Below are 19,331 nucleotides of genomic sequence, written 5' to 3'. Positions count from 1 at the left end.
CATGGTCTTGCCCGGGGCGAGGGATGCAGCCTCTGTCGGGCAGCTGACGGGGTCGAGCTTGCCGTGGCCGGTGAACTCGCCCTCGTCGACCTTCACATTCTTCAGCGTGACGTTGCCGGTGTTGGTGACGGCGAACTTGTAGATGATCTCGTCCCCGACAGCCGGGTTCGCCGTGGAGGCGGACTTGACCACGGCCAGGCCCGGGTCGTCGTCGGTCTTCACCGTCGTCTCGGACGGAGGGGAGACCGGCGGCTCGCCCTTGGGCGGGGTGCCGGTGGCGGTGGCGCTGTTCTTCACCGAACCGGCATCCACGTCGGCCTGGGTCACCGTGTAGGTGGCGGTGCAGGTCATGGTCTTGCCCGGGGCGAGGGATGCAGCCTCTGTCGGGCAGCTGACGGGGTCGAGCTTGCCGTGGCCGGTGAACTCGCCCTCGTCGACCTTCACGTTCTTCAGCGTGACGTCGCCGGTGTTGGTGACGGCGAAGCTGTACGTGATCTTCTCACCCGCCACCAGTGTGTCGGCGGAGGCCGACTTGACGACCTTCAGCGCCGGGTTTGACGGTGCCGGGACGGTCGTCTCGGACGGCGGTGAGACCGGGGGCTCGCCCTTGGGCGGGGTGCCGGTGGCGGTGGCGGAGTTGGTGATGGAGCCTGCGTCGATGTCCTGCTGGGTCACCGTGTAGGTAGCCGTGCACGTCATCTGCGCACCGGGCGCAAGGGATTCGGCCTCCTTGGCCGGACAGACCACCGCGCTCAGGTCGCCGTGGCCGGTGAACTCACCTTCCTTGACCTTGACGTCCTTCAGTGTGACGTTGCCGGTGTTGGTGACGGCGAAGTCGTAGGTGATCTCCTCGCCGAGGGTCAGCTTGTCGGGATCGCTGCTGTGGCCGGTCTTGACCACGGACAGGGCAGGCTTCTCCGGTGCCGGGACGGTCGTCTCGGACGGCGGTGAGACCGGGGGCTCGCCCTTGGGCGGGGTGCCGGTGGCGGTGGCGGAGTTGGTGATGGAGCCTGCGTCGATGTCCTGCTGGGTCACCGTGTAGGTGGCGGTGCAGGTCACGGTCTTGCCCGGGGCGAGGGACTCAGTCTCCTTGGCGGGGCAGCTGACGGGGCTGAGCTTGCCGTGGCCGGTGAACTCACCCTCCTTGACCTTGACGTCCTTCAGTGTGACGTTGCCGGTGTTGGTGACGGCGAAGTCGTAGGTGATCTCCTCGCCGAGGGTCAGCTTGTCGGGATCGCTGCTGTGGCCGGTCTTCACCACGGCCAGGCCCGGGTCGTCGTCGGTCTTCACCGTCGTCTCGGACGGCGGTGAGACCGGCGGCTCACCCTTGGGCGGAGTACCAGTGGCGGTGGCGCTGTTCTTCACCGAGCCCGCGTCCACGTCGGCCTGAGTCACCGTGTAGGTGGCGGTGCACGTCACCGTCGCCCCCGGGACCAGGGATTCGGCCTCCTTGGGGCAGACGACGGAGTCGAGCTCGCCGTGGCCGGTGAACTCACCCTCCTTGACCTTGATGTCCTTCAGCGTGACGTTGCCCGTGTTGGTGACGGCGAAGTCGTAGGTGACCTTCTCATCGGCGACGAGCTTGTCGGTGGAGGAAGTCTTGACCACGGTCAGCGCCGGGTCGGACGGCGCCGGGACGGTCGTCTCGGACGGCGGTGAGACCGGGGGCTCGCCCTTGGGCGGGGTACCGGTGCCGGTGGCCGAGTTCTTGACCGAGCCCGCGTCCACGTCAGCCTGCGTGACCGTGTACGTGGCGGTGCAGGTCACCTGCGCACCCGGTGCCAGCGAGGCCGCCTCCTTCGGGCACGATATCGGGGACAGCTTGCCGGTACCGGTGAATTCGCCCTCGTCGACCTTCACGTCCTTGAGCGTCACATTGCCCGTGTTGGTCACCACGAAGGTGTACGTGATGGGCTGGCCGGCTGTGTAAGCGGCCGCGTCGGACGGAGAGGCCGACTTGACGAGGGAGATTTCCGGGGCAGGCTTCGTCGTAGGGGTGTGCGTGGTCGACGGTGCGGCCTTCACCGCAGTGTCGCTTCCCGACGGGAACCCCGACGCCGTAGCGGTGTTGTCGACACCGCCGGCCAGGACATCAGCTGCGGTGATCGTGTACGGAGCCGCGGCGGTACAAACCTGCGACTCTCCTGGTGCAAGAGTGTCTTGCGGGCAGTCCACGGCCCCGACCTTCGGGTCCGAGACCGTGATCCCGCGCAGCGCGAGCCGACCAGTGTTCTTCACCGTGAAGGTGTAGGGAATGGTGTCACCCTCGTCGACCAGTCCATCCGCGTTCACATCGGTGGGCGTACCCGCGTGCTTGACGAGTTCGATCGAGGCCGCGAGCGCGGTGTTGGTGACGGTACAGGTGATGTCGTCTCCGGCGGCCGGTGTGATCGACACAGACGTGCCGGAGTCCGCCTGAGGCATCCGCGTGGGAGAGCCGGACGCCGCGTTGCTGCACGACCATTGCTGCGCGTAGTTCGACAGCACTGTTGGTGTGCCGGCGGTCGGCGCTTCGGAGAGAGAGAAGGCTCCGCCGCCCGGCTGGTTCAGTACAGTCGTCGGCCCTGTCGTGGCCGTGTCATCGGTGCCAGTCGAACCGGTGGCGAGGGCGCTGCCCTCAGGGGAGACCACGGAGACGTCAAAGGAGTCCGAGGCGTTGATTCGGTCCACGACCTGCTTGTTCACCGTGAACCGCGACGTCTGGACGGCGAACGCGACTCCCGAGCGAGCGTACGTGCGCATGTCGAGCGACAGCGTTGTCGGCGTGTCCGCGCCGACAAGGACGGCGTTGTAGTAGGAGTTCGGGATGGGCTGCGCCGGGTCGGCGCCCTTCCCTGTGCACGTCACGGTGTTCGTACCGATGCCCTGGAGAGGGAGTGTGCATCCGGCTGGAGCGGCCGGTTGCAGGACGCCGACCTGGGTGAGCGGCTTGTCCGAACTCCACGTGAACGACTCGCGTTGGATGTTGTTCTCGGCGTCCGCGATCACCAGGCGGAACCCGGACACCGGTACGCCCTTGTTGTCCTTGACCACGATGTCACTGAGGGCGAGCTTCACGCCTTTGTTGCCGGTCTCGGTACCGCTGTAGAGAATCGGGGAACCGGGGACGCCGACGTATCCGGCCGTCCCGAACGAGAAGCGATTCTCAAGCGGTGCCTTCCGGGGGGCCACCACACTCCCGACCGTTCCGGACGGAGTCGACTTCTTCAGAACGAACGACACCTGGTAGCCGCCCGCCAAGGTCAGCGACATGGGCTGACCACCCGGCGAGGTCGCCTGCGCCTCGCTGTAAGACGACATGTCCAACCAGCACAGGGTGCCTGCGCCAGGCCCACCCGTCCCATAACCGCAACTGGTCGAGGCCGCCTGGGCGGGCGCAGGCGTCATGGCAACGGCTCCGAGAGCCATGCAGACCGCTATCGCCATAGCGGCGAGACTTGCCAGGAAACTTCGTATTCGCGCCCGAGGAAGCATGCGGAGTGTTGGTCGAGATGAGGGCATCGTGGCTCCGTTCAGGATGCGAGCAAGCAGCGTTGCCGAGACTGCGGGGCAACCTCTCGCAACAGGACGAAGCTCCCGATTCGCCTGATGCTTGGTCACGTCGCTTGTGATCTCGGGTCGTTCCTGGGGAAGTATGGACGCGATCTGTCCCATTTGACAAGATCACGCTTAATTCGACGCCTTGCGCTAGTTCGCTGCTTAAAATCAAGCTTGACCATGTTTCAAACTGGATTCGCCAGATAGGTTCCGTTGATCTTTTCCAGGTGATTCCGGTGCATTTGCTTGTCGGTGGACATGGGGGATCGCCGGGTGGCCGCCCCAGTGGCGGGGTCTACGAGGTCCTGGATCACGGACGGACAGGGTGACAAACGGCAGGCTCTGACACGCGGCCAGGTTGGCGCTGCCCGGCGAAGTGAAGTCAGGACCGCGCGGGCAAGGTCGTGGTTGTCAAGAATGAGGCGGCCGCAGTCGCAGAAGCCCAGGCCGTCACTGGCGCCGTGCCCGGCATCAGCCACCACTCGCTACCACGCGATGGGGACCGCCAGGCACTCAGGCCAGTGCCTGGCCCTGTCAGAGACCGTCGGCACGCACCGGTACTGGGCGTCGTTCACCGGCGAGGAGCTGGAGAAGCGGCGGATGGAACTGAAGGCGGCCACCCAGCCCGGGGCTGTTGCGGCGGCCGACGTCACGCTCGGAGCCTGAACCGGATGAACCTTTATGGGCACAGGAACGGGCTGCACCTCAGAACGCCGGCACATCCCTGATCAAGCCCGGGGGATTCACCGGTTCGGGTATTCGCCTGCCGGAGCCGGCGCGGGTCGGGCAGGGTCAGTGGACGAGTACTTCGGCCCGGTTCGGGTGTGCCACGCCGGGACGGCGGGAAGAGAGGGGATCGCCATGTGGGAGTCCGAGGAGTTCGGTGCCGAGCATGAGGGCCGGCCCGGCGTCCTCCTGGCCGACGGCACCGAGCCCGGCCCGGTGTACTTCGATGCCGGGAGCGGGCCCACGATGCACCAGAGCCGCGACTGGTGGGTCTACGACGGCACCCTCGGTGCCCCGGTCGCCACCCACCTGCGCGCCGCCTGCTCCTGCGGCTGGCGGAGCACACGCCACTACCCCCTCGACTGGGAAACGGTCGACCGACGACGCCCCTACCTCACCGACACCACCGGCCCCGAACACGACTGGAACGCCCACATCACCGACGTACAGAACCGCACAACCCCGGTTCCCACGGAACTCCTCGCCCTCCTCGACCAGGCCGAGAAACACCTCACCACTCTCGCCGACGAAAACCCCCTGGCCGCGCTCCGCGCCGTCGCCACCCTGGAACGCCTCACCCGACAGACGGCCAGTGAAGCAGCGTTCAGCCTCGACACCCCCGACGGCCCCTCCTGGGACACCGTCGGCCAGGCACTCGGCATCAGCGAAGAGAGCGCCCGCTCCCGCCTCACCCGCTACGCACTCGGCCGCTGAACCCCGCAGCATGGGCCCGCTGGTTGCCGGGCCGCGCAATCATGTGCGGCCCGCGGATCTCCGCGCCCGTCCCCGGCGGCCGGCGGCGACTGGCGGGGCGGCCCTGCGGGGTTGCCGATGCCCCCGGCAGGGGTGATCAGGGCCGGTGCGGGGAAGGGGTCCAGAAGCACGACACCGCAGATCGAGGTGGTGATCCATGATGGCCAGACCCGTATGGACAGGGATCGTCGCTTTCGGGCTCGTCTCGTTGCCGGTCGCGCTGTACACGGCGACCGACAGCCATACGATCCGCTTCCACCAGGTCCAGCGCGGCACCGCGGACCGGATCCGCAACCGCTTCGCGCCGCCCGCGCTGTCGGCGCGGACGAGGATTCCGGTGCCGTGGCGGTGGGCGTCGGGGATCTGCGCGAGGGCTTGGTCGAGGACGGTGATGTGGTCGGCTGCGGTGTTCGCTCCGGCGTTGCCCGGCCGCAGGATGCCTGCGAGGGCTTCGCCGGTGTTGTCGAGGAAGCAGAGTAGCGGGTGATAGCCGAAGCCGCGCTTGTAGGTGGCGGCGGCCTGTTCCTTCTCGGAGTGGCAGGCGACCAGGGTCGCGTCGATGTCCAGGACCAGGCCCGGTAGTTCACGCCCTTCGGCGTGGGATGCGGGGATGGGATGTCCGGTCTCGTCGGCTTGCAGCCAGGCGATTTCGCGGGCCTGGGCTCTGGCTGCCCGCAGTGCTTTCAGGGCCGTGGTGTCGATGCCGGCCAGCGCGCGCCAGGCGGTCGGGGTGGAGGCGACGGGGCCGAACATCTCGGGCTGGTCGCGCAGCACGGCCAGGTCGGCGATCGCTTCGCCGCCGTCGGCGAGCATGACCGCCAGGTCCACCGCGACACGGCCGGGGTCGTGCCCGGTCCCGCGTGGCCGCAGCCGGTGCAGGGCTTCGCTGAAGACGCTGGTCAGCGAGGTGGCGTCCGCCAGATCCGCGAGCAGACGCGAGCCGGCGTGGTTGGCCACCCCGTTCCCGTCGGTGCTGACGACGAGCTTGGGGCGTGACCGGGTAATGTGCACGCAGAAAGTGCCTTCCTGCTGGTACGACTGGGACCTTAGACAAGCCTCATCGTTGCAGCTCAGAAGGCACTTTCGCTTTTCCGATCACGATCCGGACGCGCCCCCGGATGAAACGCGCAGGCTAGTGATCCATGCCGCACCCACCAGGGAAAACCAGCCACCATCACCCCATCAGGCTGCCCGGTCACAGCGAACGGCTGGAGGACCCGAGAGCCTCGCCGGTTTCGGGGGAGTCATGCGAGCCCTCCTCAAGCCCGCTGGCTCCCGCAGCGGATTGACCGGAGGGTTCTCGCGCACCATCGGCCCCGGGCGGCAGGACCGGCATGAAGACCTCCCCTGTGCCGCCGGAAAGCTGGGGTTCGTTGCAAGGAATGAGGGGTTCCGTCGCGCCCTGTCTCTTCCGGCTGGCGGGCAGAAAACGGGGCGTGACGGCACCTGATCTGCGGAGGGGAGGCGCTGATCGAATTTGTCGCGACGAACGCCAATGGCGCACCCAGAGCCTTTCCCTATTTAACAGAGGCTCTTATTTCATTTCAGACCCGCAGACCCTCGGGGCGATAATGGAAGTGCTGCTCTTCCTTCGGGTGGTGGTAGTCCTGGGGCCTGAACGTGACGACCCCATCCGGCTGGTTGTACTCGACGGTGAGCGTGCCCTTGTATTTGAAATCAGACCCGTGCAACTGATAAGCCTCCATATAGTATCCCTTGGGGGACCAGACCCATCCTCCGCTGTGATACCTGCTCGCGAAATAGGTATTCACCTTGTCACATTTTTCCGCGACTCGCGCTGTGGGCTGGCCTGCGTGGGGTTTATCTGAAATCTCGACACACTTGCCGTAGTGTGGACCATCAGTCACCATGAGCTTATATGCCCACAACCCGTCAACCTTCGCACCAGTTGCCACATAAGCGAAATAGCTCTTGGGGAGTTCACGGTCGTCGTTCTTACAGGAACCGACATTGTTGCCTGCCCCGTTCAGGAATCCGCCCCTTTGGACTTCGACGATCACCCCGGCACACTTATTCGAGTAAGCGTCCGTCTGCAGAGCAAAGCTGTGTCCAATCCCCTTCTCTCCGGGCTCGGCACCGTACTCGTGGTACGGGTTTTCCGGAACATTAAGGAACTCGCATTTCTGGGCGTGCGCGAGAGCATATGAAGCTAAATACTTCAGGGCAATGGCAGTCGACGCGCCTCCGGGCTGCCCGTACGGGCTCAGCTGAATACCAGCACCGGTCGTGCCAGATGTGTCCAGTTGCTTCTTGAGGGTGTCGCACGACACGATGTCCGCGTGAGCGGCCGGGGTGCTAAGAGTGACCAGTGAGATCGACGTGGCACCCGCTACAGCCAGGCCGGCGATTCGCTTGATGAAGGTACTCAAGGGTTATTCCTTTCAGAGGGTCGCGACACTGAACCATTCGACGCAATGACGCTGACTTACTTCACTCTTCACATTCTCTCAGCGGAGGTGCCAATGACCGTTTATGCGACTAGGGGTCCAGTTGCATGTCGTGCTCTCGCCGCGTGGCCGACGTGACAGGTGTAAGAATCTCCGAATCACCGACGCATGAAGGGAATATCACGCATTGGCCAGCAGGTTGCAGCGTAGACCTTGCCCGCCAGCAGGCGACGCTTGATGGCCTGATATCACAAAAAATGGGCCGATTTGAATCGGTTGCAGGGGGCGTTCTACATCAACGAGGGCTGGCCGTGTCGAGGCCCCGGCCCACAAACCAAACACATCTCTGCCCACCCCGACATAGTCGGGTTTCGAAACACCCAGACCGTTGGTGACGTACTCGTACTGGCCCCGCTGGGAGCCGAGGTTCGGAAGAACGCCGGTGGTCCACGACGGCGGGCCGCGGAATCCGTGACACAGAACAGCAGGCACCCAGCAACGGATGAGTGGAGCGCTGGCAGCAGGTCCACGACCTGCTCGACCAGGGCGCAGCAAGGCGGTCGCGGTGAGCTCTGGCAGGGGGTGCTGCGGCTGGCTCCGCCTGGACAGAGGTGAATCGAGTCAAAGGACTGCAGCTGGCATGCCCGGAGTGCGGCGGTCGGGTCTTTGCCCGGGCCTCGCAGCACCGTGTACGGCACTTCTACCACCAGGTTCGTCCGCTGGGCTGCGAGCTCGCGAACGAGTCGCCGGAGCACCACTTGCTGAAGCTGGAGCTCGCCATGGCCGCGCGGGCGGCAGGGTGGCGAGCGGAGCTGGAAGTCAGCAGCGAGACCCGGAACTGGCGGGCCGACGTGATGGTCTTCGACGAGAACGACCGTCCCTTCATGGCGCTAGAGGCTCAGCTATCGCCCATGACACCCGACGAGGCGCGGATGCGTACGGACCGCTACTCACGGGGCGGAGTGGCGGTGTGCTGGGTTGCTCTGCAGGACCGGCCGTGGGAGCGCGTGGTGCCCTCGCTGCGGGTGCGCTTCCCACGCCAGCGGGGTGAGGCCTGGGCGGTGTGGCATGGGATGGCGCGCTACATGTGGGCACCATGCACGCTGAAGGCGAAGGCGAAGTGGGTGCACATCACCTGCCCGCTTGGTGACACGGTCAAGTGGATCCTGGGCGGGCGCGTGCGTGCCCACACTGGGGTGAACGGCACGGTGTGGTGGACGGCCTCTGCGTACGAGGAGTTGGCCGTGGCACGCGCGCGGATGGAGGCAGAGGCTGAAGCCGTCGAGCGGGCGGCTGTCGCCGAGCGTCGACGCCAGGACGCTGAGGAGCGAGCGGTCGCTGCTGCCCAACGCCGCCGTGACGTCGAGCGGCGGGCACGGGAGCGGGCAGAGGAGCGGAAGGCGGAGCTGCGGCGCTTGTCGGGGTTCTTCGAGCGGACGGGCCTGGGTGTCGCGGTGTGGGGGGCTTTCACGCAGATGGTCCGCTCCGCTTCAGGTATGGCGATCAGGTACGGGGACCTGAGTCCCGCTCACGGCAATGGTTTACTCGTCTACGCCCGGCCGAGGTGGGAGAACAGCGGGTTCAATCTTGCTGGTGTGGTCTGCCCGGATCCCGGAGCGCTCGTCAAGTGGCCAGCGGGGTTGACGATCCTGGTGCCGAATCAGACCTGGCTCTCGCGCATCCAGGCCGCTGCCCGCTCTCCGCTGAAGGTCGCGGTGCTGAACCCGACAACCAGACGCATCCTCTGCGTACGCAGTACTAGGACAAAGTCCGGCACAGACTCTTGCTGTGTCATAAGGCCGGTGATGTGCGGCCCGGTCAGGAGCCGGAGGCCGCCGGCCTGGTGATGGTCTCGGACAAGGTTCCGAGGTGATCAAGACAGCAACAGCGCACCCTTCTCGTTTTCGGTCGCTTGTTCGGAAGGGTGGGATGTGACCAGTGCCAGGCGTGAGGCCTGGCATGACGCATGTTCGGGGGTTTGTTTGATGTACAGAGCGTGGTGGCGGTTCGGCACACGGCTGCTGACGGCCGCAACAGCACTGGCTGTAGTGTCAGCAGCAACTCCTGCGGTGGCAGGCGCAGGCGGTCCGGGGGACCTGAGGGTGGAGTCGTACGTCCTGCCGGTGGGCGCGGCCAAGCCGTCGCTGGAGGACCTGCAGGGCGGCTCCGGGATGCAGCGCCTGCGGAATCTGGTGGCGCAGGCGGAGCCTGGGGCGCGTCTGCCGTTGGAAACGGTCGGCCCGGCGGCCTCGTACGCACCGCTGTCGCACAGACCGTCCGGTACGGCTCTGGCGCAGAGCGATTCTGCGGCACAGTCGGCGGTGGGACCTTCGGCGGCCGCTCCGGAACCGGCCCGGACGATGACGTTCGAGGAGTGCAAGAAGGGGTTGGGCAGCGACAAGTCGTTCTTCGTCAAGTCGCGGTTCGCGGTGTGCAATGGTGCGTCGTTCCTGCAGACATGGATGCGGAGCAACAAGCCGGTCGGCGAGAGCATGTTCAACGTCCGCGTCGTGGGCCCGATCGCCAAGAACAGTCGCGTCATCAACTTCCAGTATTACTTCACCGACTTCCTGACCACCGGTACGACCGGTGCGTCAGCCATGCCGATCACGACCAAGGGCAACATTCCGCAGAGCTGGCCTACCGGCGCGAAGTACATCCGGGGCGGCAAGATGCCAGGTACGAAGACGTTCGCCCAGCTGAAGGCGCAGCGGACCTTCAACGAGACGGTGACCGCCAAGCCAGGGCAGGGCAGCAAGAAGAACCTGGACCTGCTCTTCGCGGTCTACGAGCCGGCCATCAGCTACACGCCTCCGCCAGGGTGGACACTGCAAGGGGCACTGGGCGGCAAGCTGTTCATGCTCGTCCCCCGCTGGGAGTCGGCGTCGTACCTGGCCAATTCGACCGGTGGCGGCAAGCCGGAGAAGAAGGGCGCGGCTACCTTCAGCTACCTCACCGCTCTCACCCTGAGCGCGAAGAAGGGTGCGGAGGAGCAGGCTGAAGCCGCGCACATCCGTCAGGCGTTCCTCGTCCCGCAGGACACCAAGCCGTACATGTCGGCGAAGAAGGTGCCCGGACAGACTGCGAAGGACCCACTGCACCGCACGGTGAGCCAGAGCCGCAATGACAAGAACCGCGCTGCGGCTGTCAAGCAGTGCAAGCGGTACTGGGGACCCAACTACACCAATGGCGGCAAGGAGTGCGACGAGTACCCGTTCGCCAGTACCTACGAAGGAGCGGCGGAACCCGAGTACGACCCGGAAGTCCGGAAGTTCAATTTCTCAGCCAAGCCCATCCCGAAAGCCGACAACCAGGCTGGCGGCCTGATCCTGAAGAGCTTCTACGGCAAGAACCGTGTCCTCGACGGACTCGACGACGGCTTCATCGTCAAGATCGTCTCCTGACCTGAGATGCGCGTCGGCGGCGCGGACACCAGACCACCCCGCCGACGCGCTCCTCGTCTACGTGTTCGTCGGCCAGAACTGGATGAGGTAGCGCTCCACCCCGACGCCGGTGCCGTCGCCCTCCGACAGGGCAGCGGCCTCTGCCCGGCCGGCGCAGCTGACACGGACCCGCCAGGAGCCGCCGGATTCTGCCAGCGTGATGACCTCGCCCATCCGGCCCGTGTGCATGGACCAGACCGCCAGTTGTCCGCTGTTGGACTCAAGGCCGGCTTCGGCCTGCTCGTCCCAGCCAGCCGGATCCTGCGGGGGAGGAGCCCCGTCCCATACCTCGACGTTCACCGTTGCGGTGTGAGTGTGGCCGCCGCTGGTGATGTCCAGGCGCCCGGGATGAGTGCTGAGAAATACGCCGAAGTCGAACTCGTCCGGGAAAGCAACCGGTAGGTCCGCGTCGTCGGATTCTTGCAACCCGAACGCGTGGTACCCCACATACGCTTCCACACGTTGTTGCCGGACGATCTGCGCCACGAACGTTCCCTTCGGTGGTGAACTGCCGGTCTTCTCCGAGATGGTAAGCGGCGCCTCTGCACCGCTTCTCATTCGCGCAATGATCGTGGGAACCACTGGCCGCCGGCGGTGAGGGCGCCGGCTGAACACCGGCGCCCCCGCCTCGTCAGCCGGTATTGCACGCACCGACGGCGCCGGCCCCGGCCCAGGAGGGCCGCGGTCTCCAGCCGCCTTCCTGTGGTGTTCCCTCCCCGGCCCTGCTGGCCCGCGCGGACCGGGGCTTCGCCCGGTTCCTCGGTCAGCAAGGACACCCTCCAGCAGCTCCTCACCGGCTGGCTGGCCGAGTACGGCATCCCGGTCCTCGTGGTCCGCGGCTTCGACTCCCAGTCCGACGTTGGCCGATCTCGACGGCATGGTCGTCGTGGACCCCGAAGAACAAACAGCCGGTGGCGATCCTGGAGCCGACATCGGACGAATGGGAGCATCGAACCAGTAAAAGCGCCAATGTGTGGATTTCCGCTACATAGGCGAGGAGCGAGACTCGATAAGGGGTACACATGAAGATTCGTACCGTCGCTGTGACGCTGGCTGCCAGCGCCGCTTTCGGTATGGCCGGGGCAGGCGTCGCGCAGGCGGAGCCCTGGCAATTCGTCGGCTCGTTCCCCACCAAGGCCGCCTGTGAGCAGGAGGCCCAGAATCTGTATAAGGCGGGGAAGATCGACGACCACTACTGCTCCCCGAGCAGGAGCGGCTACGACCTGGGGGCTCACTTCCGCTGACAGCGGGTACAGCCTCGGTTCGTCGCAGCACAAGGTCACAACAAGGCGAGGCGCTCCACCAAAGGACCCCGCCCGCCAGGAGCAGCAACGGATGCGCCCCGAGGCCAGGACGCGCTGGTTCCCGGGGCGCGGGAGGCCGAGGGTGAAGAACGATCACCGAAAAGGTGAAAGAACCCCGGCCACCAGGACCGTATGTCACTGGTGGCCTGCCTCCTACGTGCGCCCGTTTCACCGGCGGCCCGCCCAGCGTTCCCCGGTCCGGGAACCCGTCGCGCGGGCCTGGTGCCTGACGTCGCCCAGAGCTGGTCGAGCGCGTTCATGACCGCGTGGAGGGTCGCTTCGTCGGCCGCGGTGATGTCGAGGACGACAAGCCCGGGCTCGCTGAGGTGCTGTTCGTGGATCGGTTCCATGCCCGTACCGACGAGCATCCACCTGCCAGGTTCCTCCAAGACCAGCCTGATCCGCCCTCATGGGTGACGTCACGTCATCAACGTTCCATCAGGGCGGCCCTGCGACGGAGTTCAGGGCGTCCGAGGCCGACGCAGCGCGTCACTGCACGTTCGGGTGATCCCGGACAGAAGCAACGATTCTTCTCTCTGGGGTCTCTGAAGCATCAGGGGCATGATTCGTCATCTGCGCCGTACCACCACCTTCTTCGCGGCCGCCGCGGTGGTCACCGGTCTCGCGGTCACCACCGCCCCCGCCACCGCCGTCACCCACCACACCCCAGTCGACCGGGCCGCGGCTGTCCGCGATCTCCCCGAACCTCCCGACGCCGCGAAGGCCCGGGAGCTGCTCGGGCAGCTCGTCGTGGCCGACGAGAACGACGTCCCCGGCTACAGCCGTTCCAAGTTCCCCCACTGGATCACGCAGCACGGCACCTGCGACACACGGGAAGTTGTCCTCCAGCGTGACGGCCAGGACGTGGTCCAGGACGACCAGTGCCGCGCGACCAGCGGGACCTGGTTCTCGGAGTACGACGGGCGGACGATCGAGTCCACCTCGGGCATCGACATCGACCACATCGTCCCGCTCAAGGAGGCATGGCGGTCGGGGGCGTCCGAATGGTCGGCGGACGAGCGAAGATCGTTCGCGAACGACTTGGTCCACTCGCAGCTGATCGCGGTGTCGGCGGGCAGCAACCGGTCGAAGGGCGACAAGGACCCGGGGAACTGGCGCCCGCCGCTTCAGTCGTACCACTGCACCTACAGCCGGGCCTGGATCAGCGTGAAGGCCGACTATGACCTCACCGCCAACCCGGCCGAGGTCGACGCCTTGTCCCGGATGCTCGATACCTGCGAGCGCTGACTTCTTCACGCGGAACACCGGGCGGCATCGAGCGGGAGGCCGCCTGAGTGCCGGACGGGTGGCGTCCGGCCCCGATCTGCCGCGGGGACAGGGGAGACAGGACACCCTGCCCGGCCGCTGTCCCTGGGTGAGGAATGGACGGTGGGTATGCGGTGGTGAACCTTGGTGCCACCCAGCATTCCTCCCCAAGGGCTGTCATGGACCGATGCCGGCGGCGCGCCATGCAGCGAACAGTTCGTCACGCGCGGAACGGAAGGCGTCGTCACGCTCGCCCTCGAGAAGCAGCGTGGTGGACACCTTGTGGACTGCGGGAATGTCCAACGACAGGATGGCCAGGATGCGCTCCATGTCGGACACCACATCGTCGACACGGCGCGGCGGGAGGCAGCAGCGCATTGCGTAGTCGCGAACGAGGTCCAAGACCTCGGTGGCGTCCTCGTCCGCGTCCCGTGCACGCTGCAAGACGCCTAGGACTTGCCACAGAGCCTCCAGTTGGAAAGCAGGCAGGGCCATCAGATACACAGTGTCGTGGCGAGCAGGTGGCAGGTCGGATCGGATCTGGCCGATGGTGTCGGCCGCGACCTGGAACGGAAGGTGCGGCAGGACGTACTTCTCGGGATCTCCGTAGTCGTGGGCGACCGCCGCTGCAGCAGCGAGAGAGGCGAGGATGTCCTGCACGTATCTGGCATCGTGGATCCAGGCAGGGTCTCCCGGCAGCACACAGGGGGAATCCGCTCGTTGCTTCGCCATTCACTCACCCTGCCCGTGCGGAGCACCCTGCGGAACGATCTCGCGTGACCGCACTCTATGCCCCGGAATACGAGAACGCTGAAGGCTGACAAGTAATGCTCGATTTCTGAGCGTTTCACTTGCGTATGTGATCAGGCCGCGAGGTGGGCGCCGTCGCCCTTCATCCGCCCAGGCCCGGACGGTGCACGTCGGCATACACCCGTGCCCAGAGCCCGGCCTCGCCCGGAAAGCGCCGTACCGGGGTGATCCCGGAGGTTGCCCCTCTGGTGTCCGGGGCGGTGAGGTGCGCGCCGCGATCCGCGGTTCCCGAGGCGGTGACCGCGTGGTTCCGTCCCGCCACTACCGTCAGGGGCTACTCCGGTCGCCAGGGGTCCGTGATCCCGGTGCGGTGAGACGCCCGGCAGGTCCCCGCCCCCGCTCGCACGCGCCGCGGTGCTCGTTTGGCCCTGCCTTCGAACGAGTGCTCTTCGCTGGCCCATAAGGCCGTACGAGGGGGCGGGATCGCGATCGGGCAGGTCCGTCCGCCCGGTCGCGCGGGCCGGCTTCATGGCGGCCGGGCATCCTAGCGGCGGCCACTGTCAGGCCGACCACCCGTGCCGAAGCAGGACTTTGAACAGGTGCAGGTGTCTTGCTTCGATTTGCCCGTCTCGCTGTGATTCGTCCGCAGTGTGGGTGGGTCACGGCACAGCAGCCCTGGCCGGTGGTCGCTGTACTGGAGGTCGATCAACATCGTGAAGCTCTACGAGAGGCTGCTCGCCGCAGCCAGCGCGCAGTCGGATGACGGGGCGATCCGTGTCCGGGCGGTCTACGAACCGACGGGCGGCCCGGGGGAACGGATCTTCCCGCCCACGGTAAAATTCAACGCCACTGATACAGCGGGGTACTTGACCGAGCCCCGCTACGTGGACGGCGAACAGGTCACTGTTGTGCTCCTCGACCAGCGCCAGTCCCAGGCGAACCGGTGCGAGCAGGCCCTGCTGGACGCCGTACGCCGGCAGGACCTGTTCATTCCTCACCTGGAGCTGACGACCGAGGCTGAAGGGATGCCGGTGCGGATCACGAGCATGGAGGCCCCCCACCGCTCCCGTGACGCCTACTTCCGCGACGCGCAGGACAACGACGGCACGACGTTCGACGAGACGGAGCCCGGCGCCGCGCTGCGCCAGGCCTCCTCCGCGGACTTGAGTGTGTATCTGCGGCTGGTTCCCTCCGACCTGGTGTACGGGGTGTGGGATTCGCACCGTAGGCGGCGGATCCAGGTCAAGGTTCCCCGCGCCTACACGTCGGAGATGTACGGTGTCGCTCCGCTGGCCGGTGTTTGTGCGGCCGGTCGTGTGGACCGGTTGAATCTGGCCGGTGACACGGTCGAGGTCACCGGGACGGGGTGGAGTCCCGTGCAAGGGGCGAAGCCCGCCAAGGGTGTGGTGACCGCGCGGATGTCGGAGCTGGGGCACGGCGTGATCCCGCCGTCCGAGGAGATCGGCGGTGTGTCGGTCAAGGCGGTGCACCGGCAGGCGACCGTGTCCATGGCCCAGCTGGCGTCCTTGCGGTTCGGCGGGATGAGCGAGGAGTTCGCGGCGGCCGGGCGGGCTCTGCTGGCGGCGATCGCGCTTCTCGGTGACCGGCTGGCGTTCGCCTCGCCCGGCCTGCATCTGCGGTCCGGCTGCGACTTGGTGGTCGTCTCGGAGCAGCTGGAGTGGGTCCAGCGTGGCCAGGTCGGCCGCCCGGTCACCCGGCCGCTGGAGGCCGTGACCGTTTCCGACATGCTCGCCTTGTTCGAGACCGCGCTGGAGCGGGCCGTCAAGGAAGGGCTGGAGTGGCCCGTCGCACCGCTCGGGCTGCGGCCGAACGCGAGTCTTCAGCAGGCGATCGCCAAGTCCTACGAAACTGTTGGCGTCGGCGCGGTCGAGGACGCGTGACATCGTGCCGTTCCGTATTGACGTTCATTTGCTGGATCCGGCCTACCAGGCCTCCACGCTCGATCGTGCCCGCGCGGAATGGCCTCCGCACCCCTACCGGGTGTTCTGTGGCCTGGTATCGGTGGCCGACCCTCACGACCCGGTCCAGGATGCGGCACTTCGGTGGTTGGAACAGCAGCCCGCGCCGACCGTGCGGATCCCCGTGCACACCACGGAGGCCGCGGCCCCACGCGGGGCCTGGGTGCCGACCAACGCGGTCGAGAAGAAGCCTAGTCACGGCGCGCTGCCCGGCCGGACGGCCGGCGGAAAGCCGAAGGTCTGGCCCGAGCGCGTCCTGGCCGAGCCGACGGTGGTGTTCGAGTGGCCCGCCGAACCGCCAGCCGGTGTCCACGCGGTGCTGGAGATGCTCGCGAAGTCCGTGCCCTACATCGGTCGGGCCACCGGTCATGCCTTCGTGCACACCACGGTCCTGCCCTCCGATGAAGACCTCCTTGGAGCAGATGCCCCGGAACAGGGCGCCGCCGAAGGCAGCGCTCCGGACGAGGACCTGTGGCAGGTGTGGGAGCCGGCTCGCAACAGCGGGCCCCACCGGACCGGCACACAGTCCTTGCGTACCCCTTACCCCGGCCTGCTGGAGCGGTTGCGATGGGCTCACGAACAGGGCCAGAGCGCTTACCAGCAAGCCCGCCCACACCACTACGTCCTGCGCGGCGCGGTCAAGAATGACGAGGAACCACAGATGATGCAGGGCCCGTTTTCGAATCTGCTGTCCTTCGCGTTCCCGCCCGGCTTCTCCCTGGACCCGGCACTCACCCTGAAGGTCACCGGCGCCTTGCGGAGCACGGTGTCCGCCCTGCTGGACGCGGCCGGCCACAACGTGAACACGATGGTGGCCGTGCACGGCCACAAGCACCCCGAAGACGACCGGCGGCTGTGCGCGTTCGTCGCCTACCCGTTCGTCGGACACCGGCACGCCGACGGCCGGCTGCGCGGCGTGGGTGTCGCCCTGCCCTCGGACCTGGATCCGGCTCACCGCCGGGCCCTGCTGGCTATCCTGCTGCGCGCCGGGGGCGGACTGCGCGAACTGAACATCCCGGCCGTATCCGGACCCGTCCCCCTGACCTACATCAGCGCGGCCGCCACACAGACCAAGTCCATCCGCACCGTGCGGCCGCAGCACTGGACGCGCCCCGCACGGGAATGGACCACCGCGCTGCCGATGGTCCTGGACTTCCTCCCCAAGCGCAACGGTCGAGAAATCGAAGAATCGGTGACCGCCAGCTGCCGCGTCGCCGGACTCCCCGCACCCGTCACCGTCGACGTCCTGCGCACCGGCGCCTACACAGCCGGCGCCCCCACCCTCCCGGCGCGCGCCTTGCGCCGCAAGGCCAACGAGCGTCCGCTCCTCTCCCGCCACGTCCGCCTGCGATTCGCCCAGCCCGTCACCGGCCCGGTACTGCTCGGCAGCAAGAAGAACTACGGTCTGGGCCTGTGCCTGCCCACCCACCCGGGAGAGACACCGGCATGACCCCCCGCCCGAGCACCGGCCTGCATCTGGAGGAGTTCCCCGGCTTCGTCCAGGAGATCCGAGGCCACCGCCCCTTCCCCTGGCAGACCGCCTACCTCCACCAGGTCGCCGGCACCGGCACCTGGCCGGACCTCGACATCCCCACCGGCCTCGGCAAGACCAGCATCATCGACAGCTGGGCCTTCCTCCTCGCCTGGCAGCACACCACCACCCGGCGAACGGTGCCACTGCGCCTGTTCTTCGTCGTCGACCGGCGCCTGGTCGTCGACCAGGCCCACGAAACCGCCCGCACACTCCAGCAGGCACTCGACACCGCCCACCCCGGAACCCTGACGGGTCGCGTCGCCGACACCCTGCGCGAAATCGGCGCAACCGGCACAGCACTGGAATGCGTACGCATGCGCGGCGGCACCGACTGGGCCTCACGCTGGCTGCGCTCTCCCGCACAGCCGGCCGTCATCACCTCCACCGTCGACCAGTACGGCAGCCGCCTCCTCTTCCGCGGCTACCACACCAGCCCCCGCATGCACCCCATCGACGCCGCACTGTGCGGAACCGACGCCCTGCTCGCCATCGACGAGGCCCACATCGCCCTCCCCTTGCTCACCACGGCCACCGACTGCGCCGCCTACCAGAACACCGCCACCCACCCCGCCCTCGCCAACCGCGCCGTCAAGACCGTCAGCCTCTCCGCGACCGCCTCCACCGGTCCCGGACGGCCACGCCACGCCATCACCGAAGCCGACCGCACCCACCCCGTGGCAGGCAAACGGCTCAGAGCACAGCGCCGCCTGACACTGCTCGACGCCTCCGGTCCGAAGGACACCGCCGCAGCCTTCGCACACGCCGCCGAACTGACCCTCGACACCCTGCTGCCGACCGCGGAACGCCCCGTGATCGGCGTGGTCGCCAACACCATCCGAACGGCCCGGACCACCCATCAGCTGCTGGCCCAGCGCCAGGACATCGACACGCTGCTGCTGACCGGACGCTCGCGCACCCTGGACCGCGAACGCCTCCTGGCAAGCCCCCTGGTCACCGAACTCCTCAACGGCGTGAGCGCCGACCGGACCAGGCCGCTCGTCGTCGTCGCCACCCAGACCGTCGAAGTCGGCATCGACATCTCCTTCGCCGGCCTCATCACCGAGAACGCCTCCCTCGCCGCGCTCATCCAGCGCCTGGGCCGACTGGACCGCACCGGCGACCTCCACCTCGCCCCCGCCCTCGTGATCCGTACCAGCACCCAGACCGACCAGTCCTCCATCCCCGTCTACGGCGAAGCCGCCGAACACACCTGGAACTGGCTGACCAAGCAGACCCCCGCACAGCCCGCCGCCAGTCTCGAACCCACAGCCCTCACCAAGGCACTGCCCGACGGACTACTGCTCAACCCGCTCGCCCTGCCCGGCCTGCTCACCGACACCGACACCACCCTCCTGAACGTGGCACCACCCCGCATTCCCGTGGTCCACCGCACCCTCCTCAACTCCTGGACCCGAACCAGCCCCGCACCCGTCCCCGACCAAGCCCCCGCGCCCTTCCTCCACGGCCTGGACACCACCCCCGAAGACGTCCAGACCTGTGGCGCGCCGACCTCCAGGAGACCGGTGGACCACAAGGGGGCCCCGACTTCGGCCAGTGGGCGGCCCGCATGCGGCAGATCCCCCCCCCGCACCCGGCCGAAACGGTGGCCATCCCCGCCACGCAACTGAGCG

General features: G+C 67.2%; 14 protein-coding genes and 1 pseudogene. 9 read left to right on the top strand and 6 right to left on the bottom strand.

What is annotated here, in order from left to right:
- The coding region (locus ACIHCL_RS34160) for a hypothetical protein (RefSeq protein ID WP_399868160.1) at positions 1 to 3,252 on the bottom strand (3,252 nt) is incomplete at its 3' end.
- 780 nt (positions 3,253 to 4,032) lie between these two features.
- On the opposite strand from ACIHCL_RS34160, the gene ACIHCL_RS34155 reads away from it, so the two are divergent.
- On the top strand, positions 4,033 to 4,203 hold the full coding sequence (locus ACIHCL_RS34155) for a hypothetical protein (RefSeq protein WP_399868159.1): 171 nt from the start codon (positions 4,033 to 4,035) through the stop codon (positions 4,201 to 4,203).
- Between the two features lie 195 nt (positions 4,204 to 4,398).
- A complete protein-coding gene (locus ACIHCL_RS34150; RefSeq protein ID WP_399868157.1) occupies positions 4,399 to 4,977 on the top strand; it encodes a hypothetical protein in 579 nt (192 codons plus the stop codon).
- Positions 4,978 to 5,316: 339 nt separating this feature from the next.
- On the opposite strand, the pseudogene ACIHCL_RS34145 reads toward ACIHCL_RS34150, so the two are convergent.
- Both ACIHCL_RS34145 and ACIHCL_RS34140 read right to left on the bottom strand, forming a co-directional pair.
- Positions 5,317 to 6,090, bottom strand: a pseudogene (locus ACIHCL_RS34145) (transposase); the annotation flags it as partial.
- Positions 6,091 to 6,560: 470 nt separating this feature from the next.
- A complete protein-coding gene (locus ACIHCL_RS34140; RefSeq protein ID WP_399868156.1) occupies positions 6,561 to 7,406 on the bottom strand; it encodes a hypothetical protein in 846 nt (281 codons plus the stop codon).
- A gap of 590 nt (positions 7,407 to 7,996) precedes the next feature.
- Here ACIHCL_RS34140 and ACIHCL_RS34135 point away from each other — a divergent pair.
- Both ACIHCL_RS34135 and ACIHCL_RS34130 read left to right on the top strand, forming a co-directional pair.
- Complete coding sequence (locus ACIHCL_RS34135; RefSeq protein WP_399868164.1) at positions 7,997 to 9,271, top strand: competence protein CoiA; 1,275 nt, start codon at positions 7,997 to 7,999, stop codon at positions 9,269 to 9,271.
- Positions 9,272 to 9,493: 222 nt separating this feature from the next.
- Complete coding sequence (locus tag ACIHCL_RS34130; RefSeq protein WP_399868155.1) at positions 9,494 to 10,828, top strand: NucA/NucB deoxyribonuclease domain-containing protein; 1,335 nt, start codon at positions 9,494 to 9,496, stop codon at positions 10,826 to 10,828.
- Between the two features lie 57 nt (positions 10,829 to 10,885).
- Here ACIHCL_RS34130 and ACIHCL_RS34125 read toward each other — a convergent pair whose 3' ends face one another.
- Positions 10,886 to 11,353, bottom strand: a complete 468-nt coding sequence (locus ACIHCL_RS34125; RefSeq protein WP_399868153.1) for a hypothetical protein — start codon at positions 11,351 to 11,353, stop codon at positions 10,886 to 10,888.
- A 536-nt stretch (positions 11,354 to 11,889) separates the two neighbouring features.
- Here ACIHCL_RS34125 and ACIHCL_RS34120 point away from each other — a divergent pair.
- Positions 11,890 to 12,111: a hypothetical protein gene (locus tag ACIHCL_RS34120; protein WP_399868152.1), complete on the top strand. Its 222-nt coding sequence runs from the start codon at positions 11,890 to 11,892 to the stop codon at positions 12,109 to 12,111.
- Positions 12,112 to 12,146: 35 nt separating this feature from the next.
- On the opposite strand, the gene ACIHCL_RS34115 is transcribed toward ACIHCL_RS34120, so the two are convergent.
- The gene (locus ACIHCL_RS34115) at positions 12,147 to 12,521 is read right to left on the bottom strand and encodes a DUF6207 family protein (protein WP_399868162.1); all 375 of its coding nucleotides are present in this window, start codon (positions 12,519 to 12,521) and stop codon (positions 12,147 to 12,149) included.
- A gap of 211 nt (positions 12,522 to 12,732) precedes the next feature.
- Here ACIHCL_RS34115 and ACIHCL_RS34110 point away from each other — a divergent pair, with 211 nt between their 5' ends.
- Positions 12,733 to 13,419, top strand: coding sequence for an HNH endonuclease family protein (locus ACIHCL_RS34110; protein WP_399868151.1), 687 nt, complete (start codon positions 12,733 to 12,735; stop codon positions 13,417 to 13,419).
- A gap of 195 nt (positions 13,420 to 13,614) precedes the next feature.
- Here the strand turns inward: ACIHCL_RS34110 and ACIHCL_RS34105 are convergent, their stop codons facing one another.
- Positions 13,615 to 14,169: a hypothetical protein gene (locus ACIHCL_RS34105; protein ID WP_399868149.1), complete on the bottom strand. Its 555-nt coding sequence runs from the start codon at positions 14,167 to 14,169 to the stop codon at positions 13,615 to 13,617.
- A 731-nt stretch (positions 14,170 to 14,900) separates the two neighbouring features.
- On the opposite strand from ACIHCL_RS34105, the gene cas7u reads away from it, so the two are divergent.
- From cas7u to cas3u, 3 genes are read left to right on the top strand one after another with little or no spacing between them, the layout of a single operon-like run.
- Entirely contained in the window at positions 14,901 to 16,088 is a 1,188-nt protein-coding gene (gene cas7u / locus ACIHCL_RS34100; protein WP_399868147.1) for a type I-U CRISPR-associated RAMP protein Csb1/Cas7u, read from the top strand.
- 4 nt (positions 16,089 to 16,092) lie between these two features.
- Complete coding sequence (csb2, locus tag ACIHCL_RS34095) at positions 16,093 to 17,616, top strand: type I-U CRISPR-associated protein Csb2 (RefSeq protein WP_399868145.1); 1,524 nt, start codon at positions 16,093 to 16,095, stop codon at positions 17,614 to 17,616.
- Positions 17,613 to 19,328, top strand: a complete 1,716-nt coding sequence (gene cas3u / locus ACIHCL_RS34090) for a type I-U CRISPR-associated helicase/endonuclease Cas3 (RefSeq protein ID WP_399868143.1) — start codon at positions 17,613 to 17,615, stop codon at positions 19,326 to 19,328. The genes csb2 and cas3u overlap by 4 nt, the downstream gene beginning before the upstream one ends.
- The last annotated feature ends 3 nt before the right edge of the window (positions 19,329 to 19,331 follow it).

This window comes from Streptomyces sp. NPDC052042 (assembly GCF_044548345.1).
Classification (GTDB): Bacteria; Actinomycetota; Actinomycetes; order Streptomycetales; family Streptomycetaceae; genus Streptomyces.
Note: the sequence above shows the minus strand (reverse complement) of the source record. Positions and strands in the feature narration are given on the sequence as shown.

Coding starts and splice junctions, on each gene's coding strand:
- ACIHCL_RS34155 (WP_399868159.1), top strand. CDS start 4,033: ATGGGGACCGCCAGGCACTCAGGCCAGTGCCTGGCCCTGTCAGAGACC.
- ACIHCL_RS34150 (WP_399868157.1), top strand. CDS start 4,399: ATGTGGGAGTCCGAGGAGTTCGGTGCCGAGCATGAGGGCCGGCCCGGC.
- ACIHCL_RS34120 (WP_399868152.1), top strand. CDS start 11,890: ATGAAGATTCGTACCGTCGCTGTGACGCTGGCTGCCAGCGCCGCTTTC.
- ACIHCL_RS34115 (WP_399868162.1), bottom strand. CDS start 12,521: ATGGAACCGATCCACGAACAGCACCTCAGCGAGCCCGGGCTTGTCGTC.
- ACIHCL_RS34110 (WP_399868151.1), top strand. CDS start 12,733: ATGATTCGTCATCTGCGCCGTACCACCACCTTCTTCGCGGCCGCCGCG.
- ACIHCL_RS34105 (WP_399868149.1), bottom strand. CDS start 14,169: ATGGCGAAGCAACGAGCGGATTCCCCCTGTGTGCTGCCGGGAGACCCT.
- cas3u (WP_399868143.1), top strand. CDS start 17,613: ATGACCCCCCGCCCGAGCACCGGCCTGCATCTGGAGGAGTTCCCCGGC.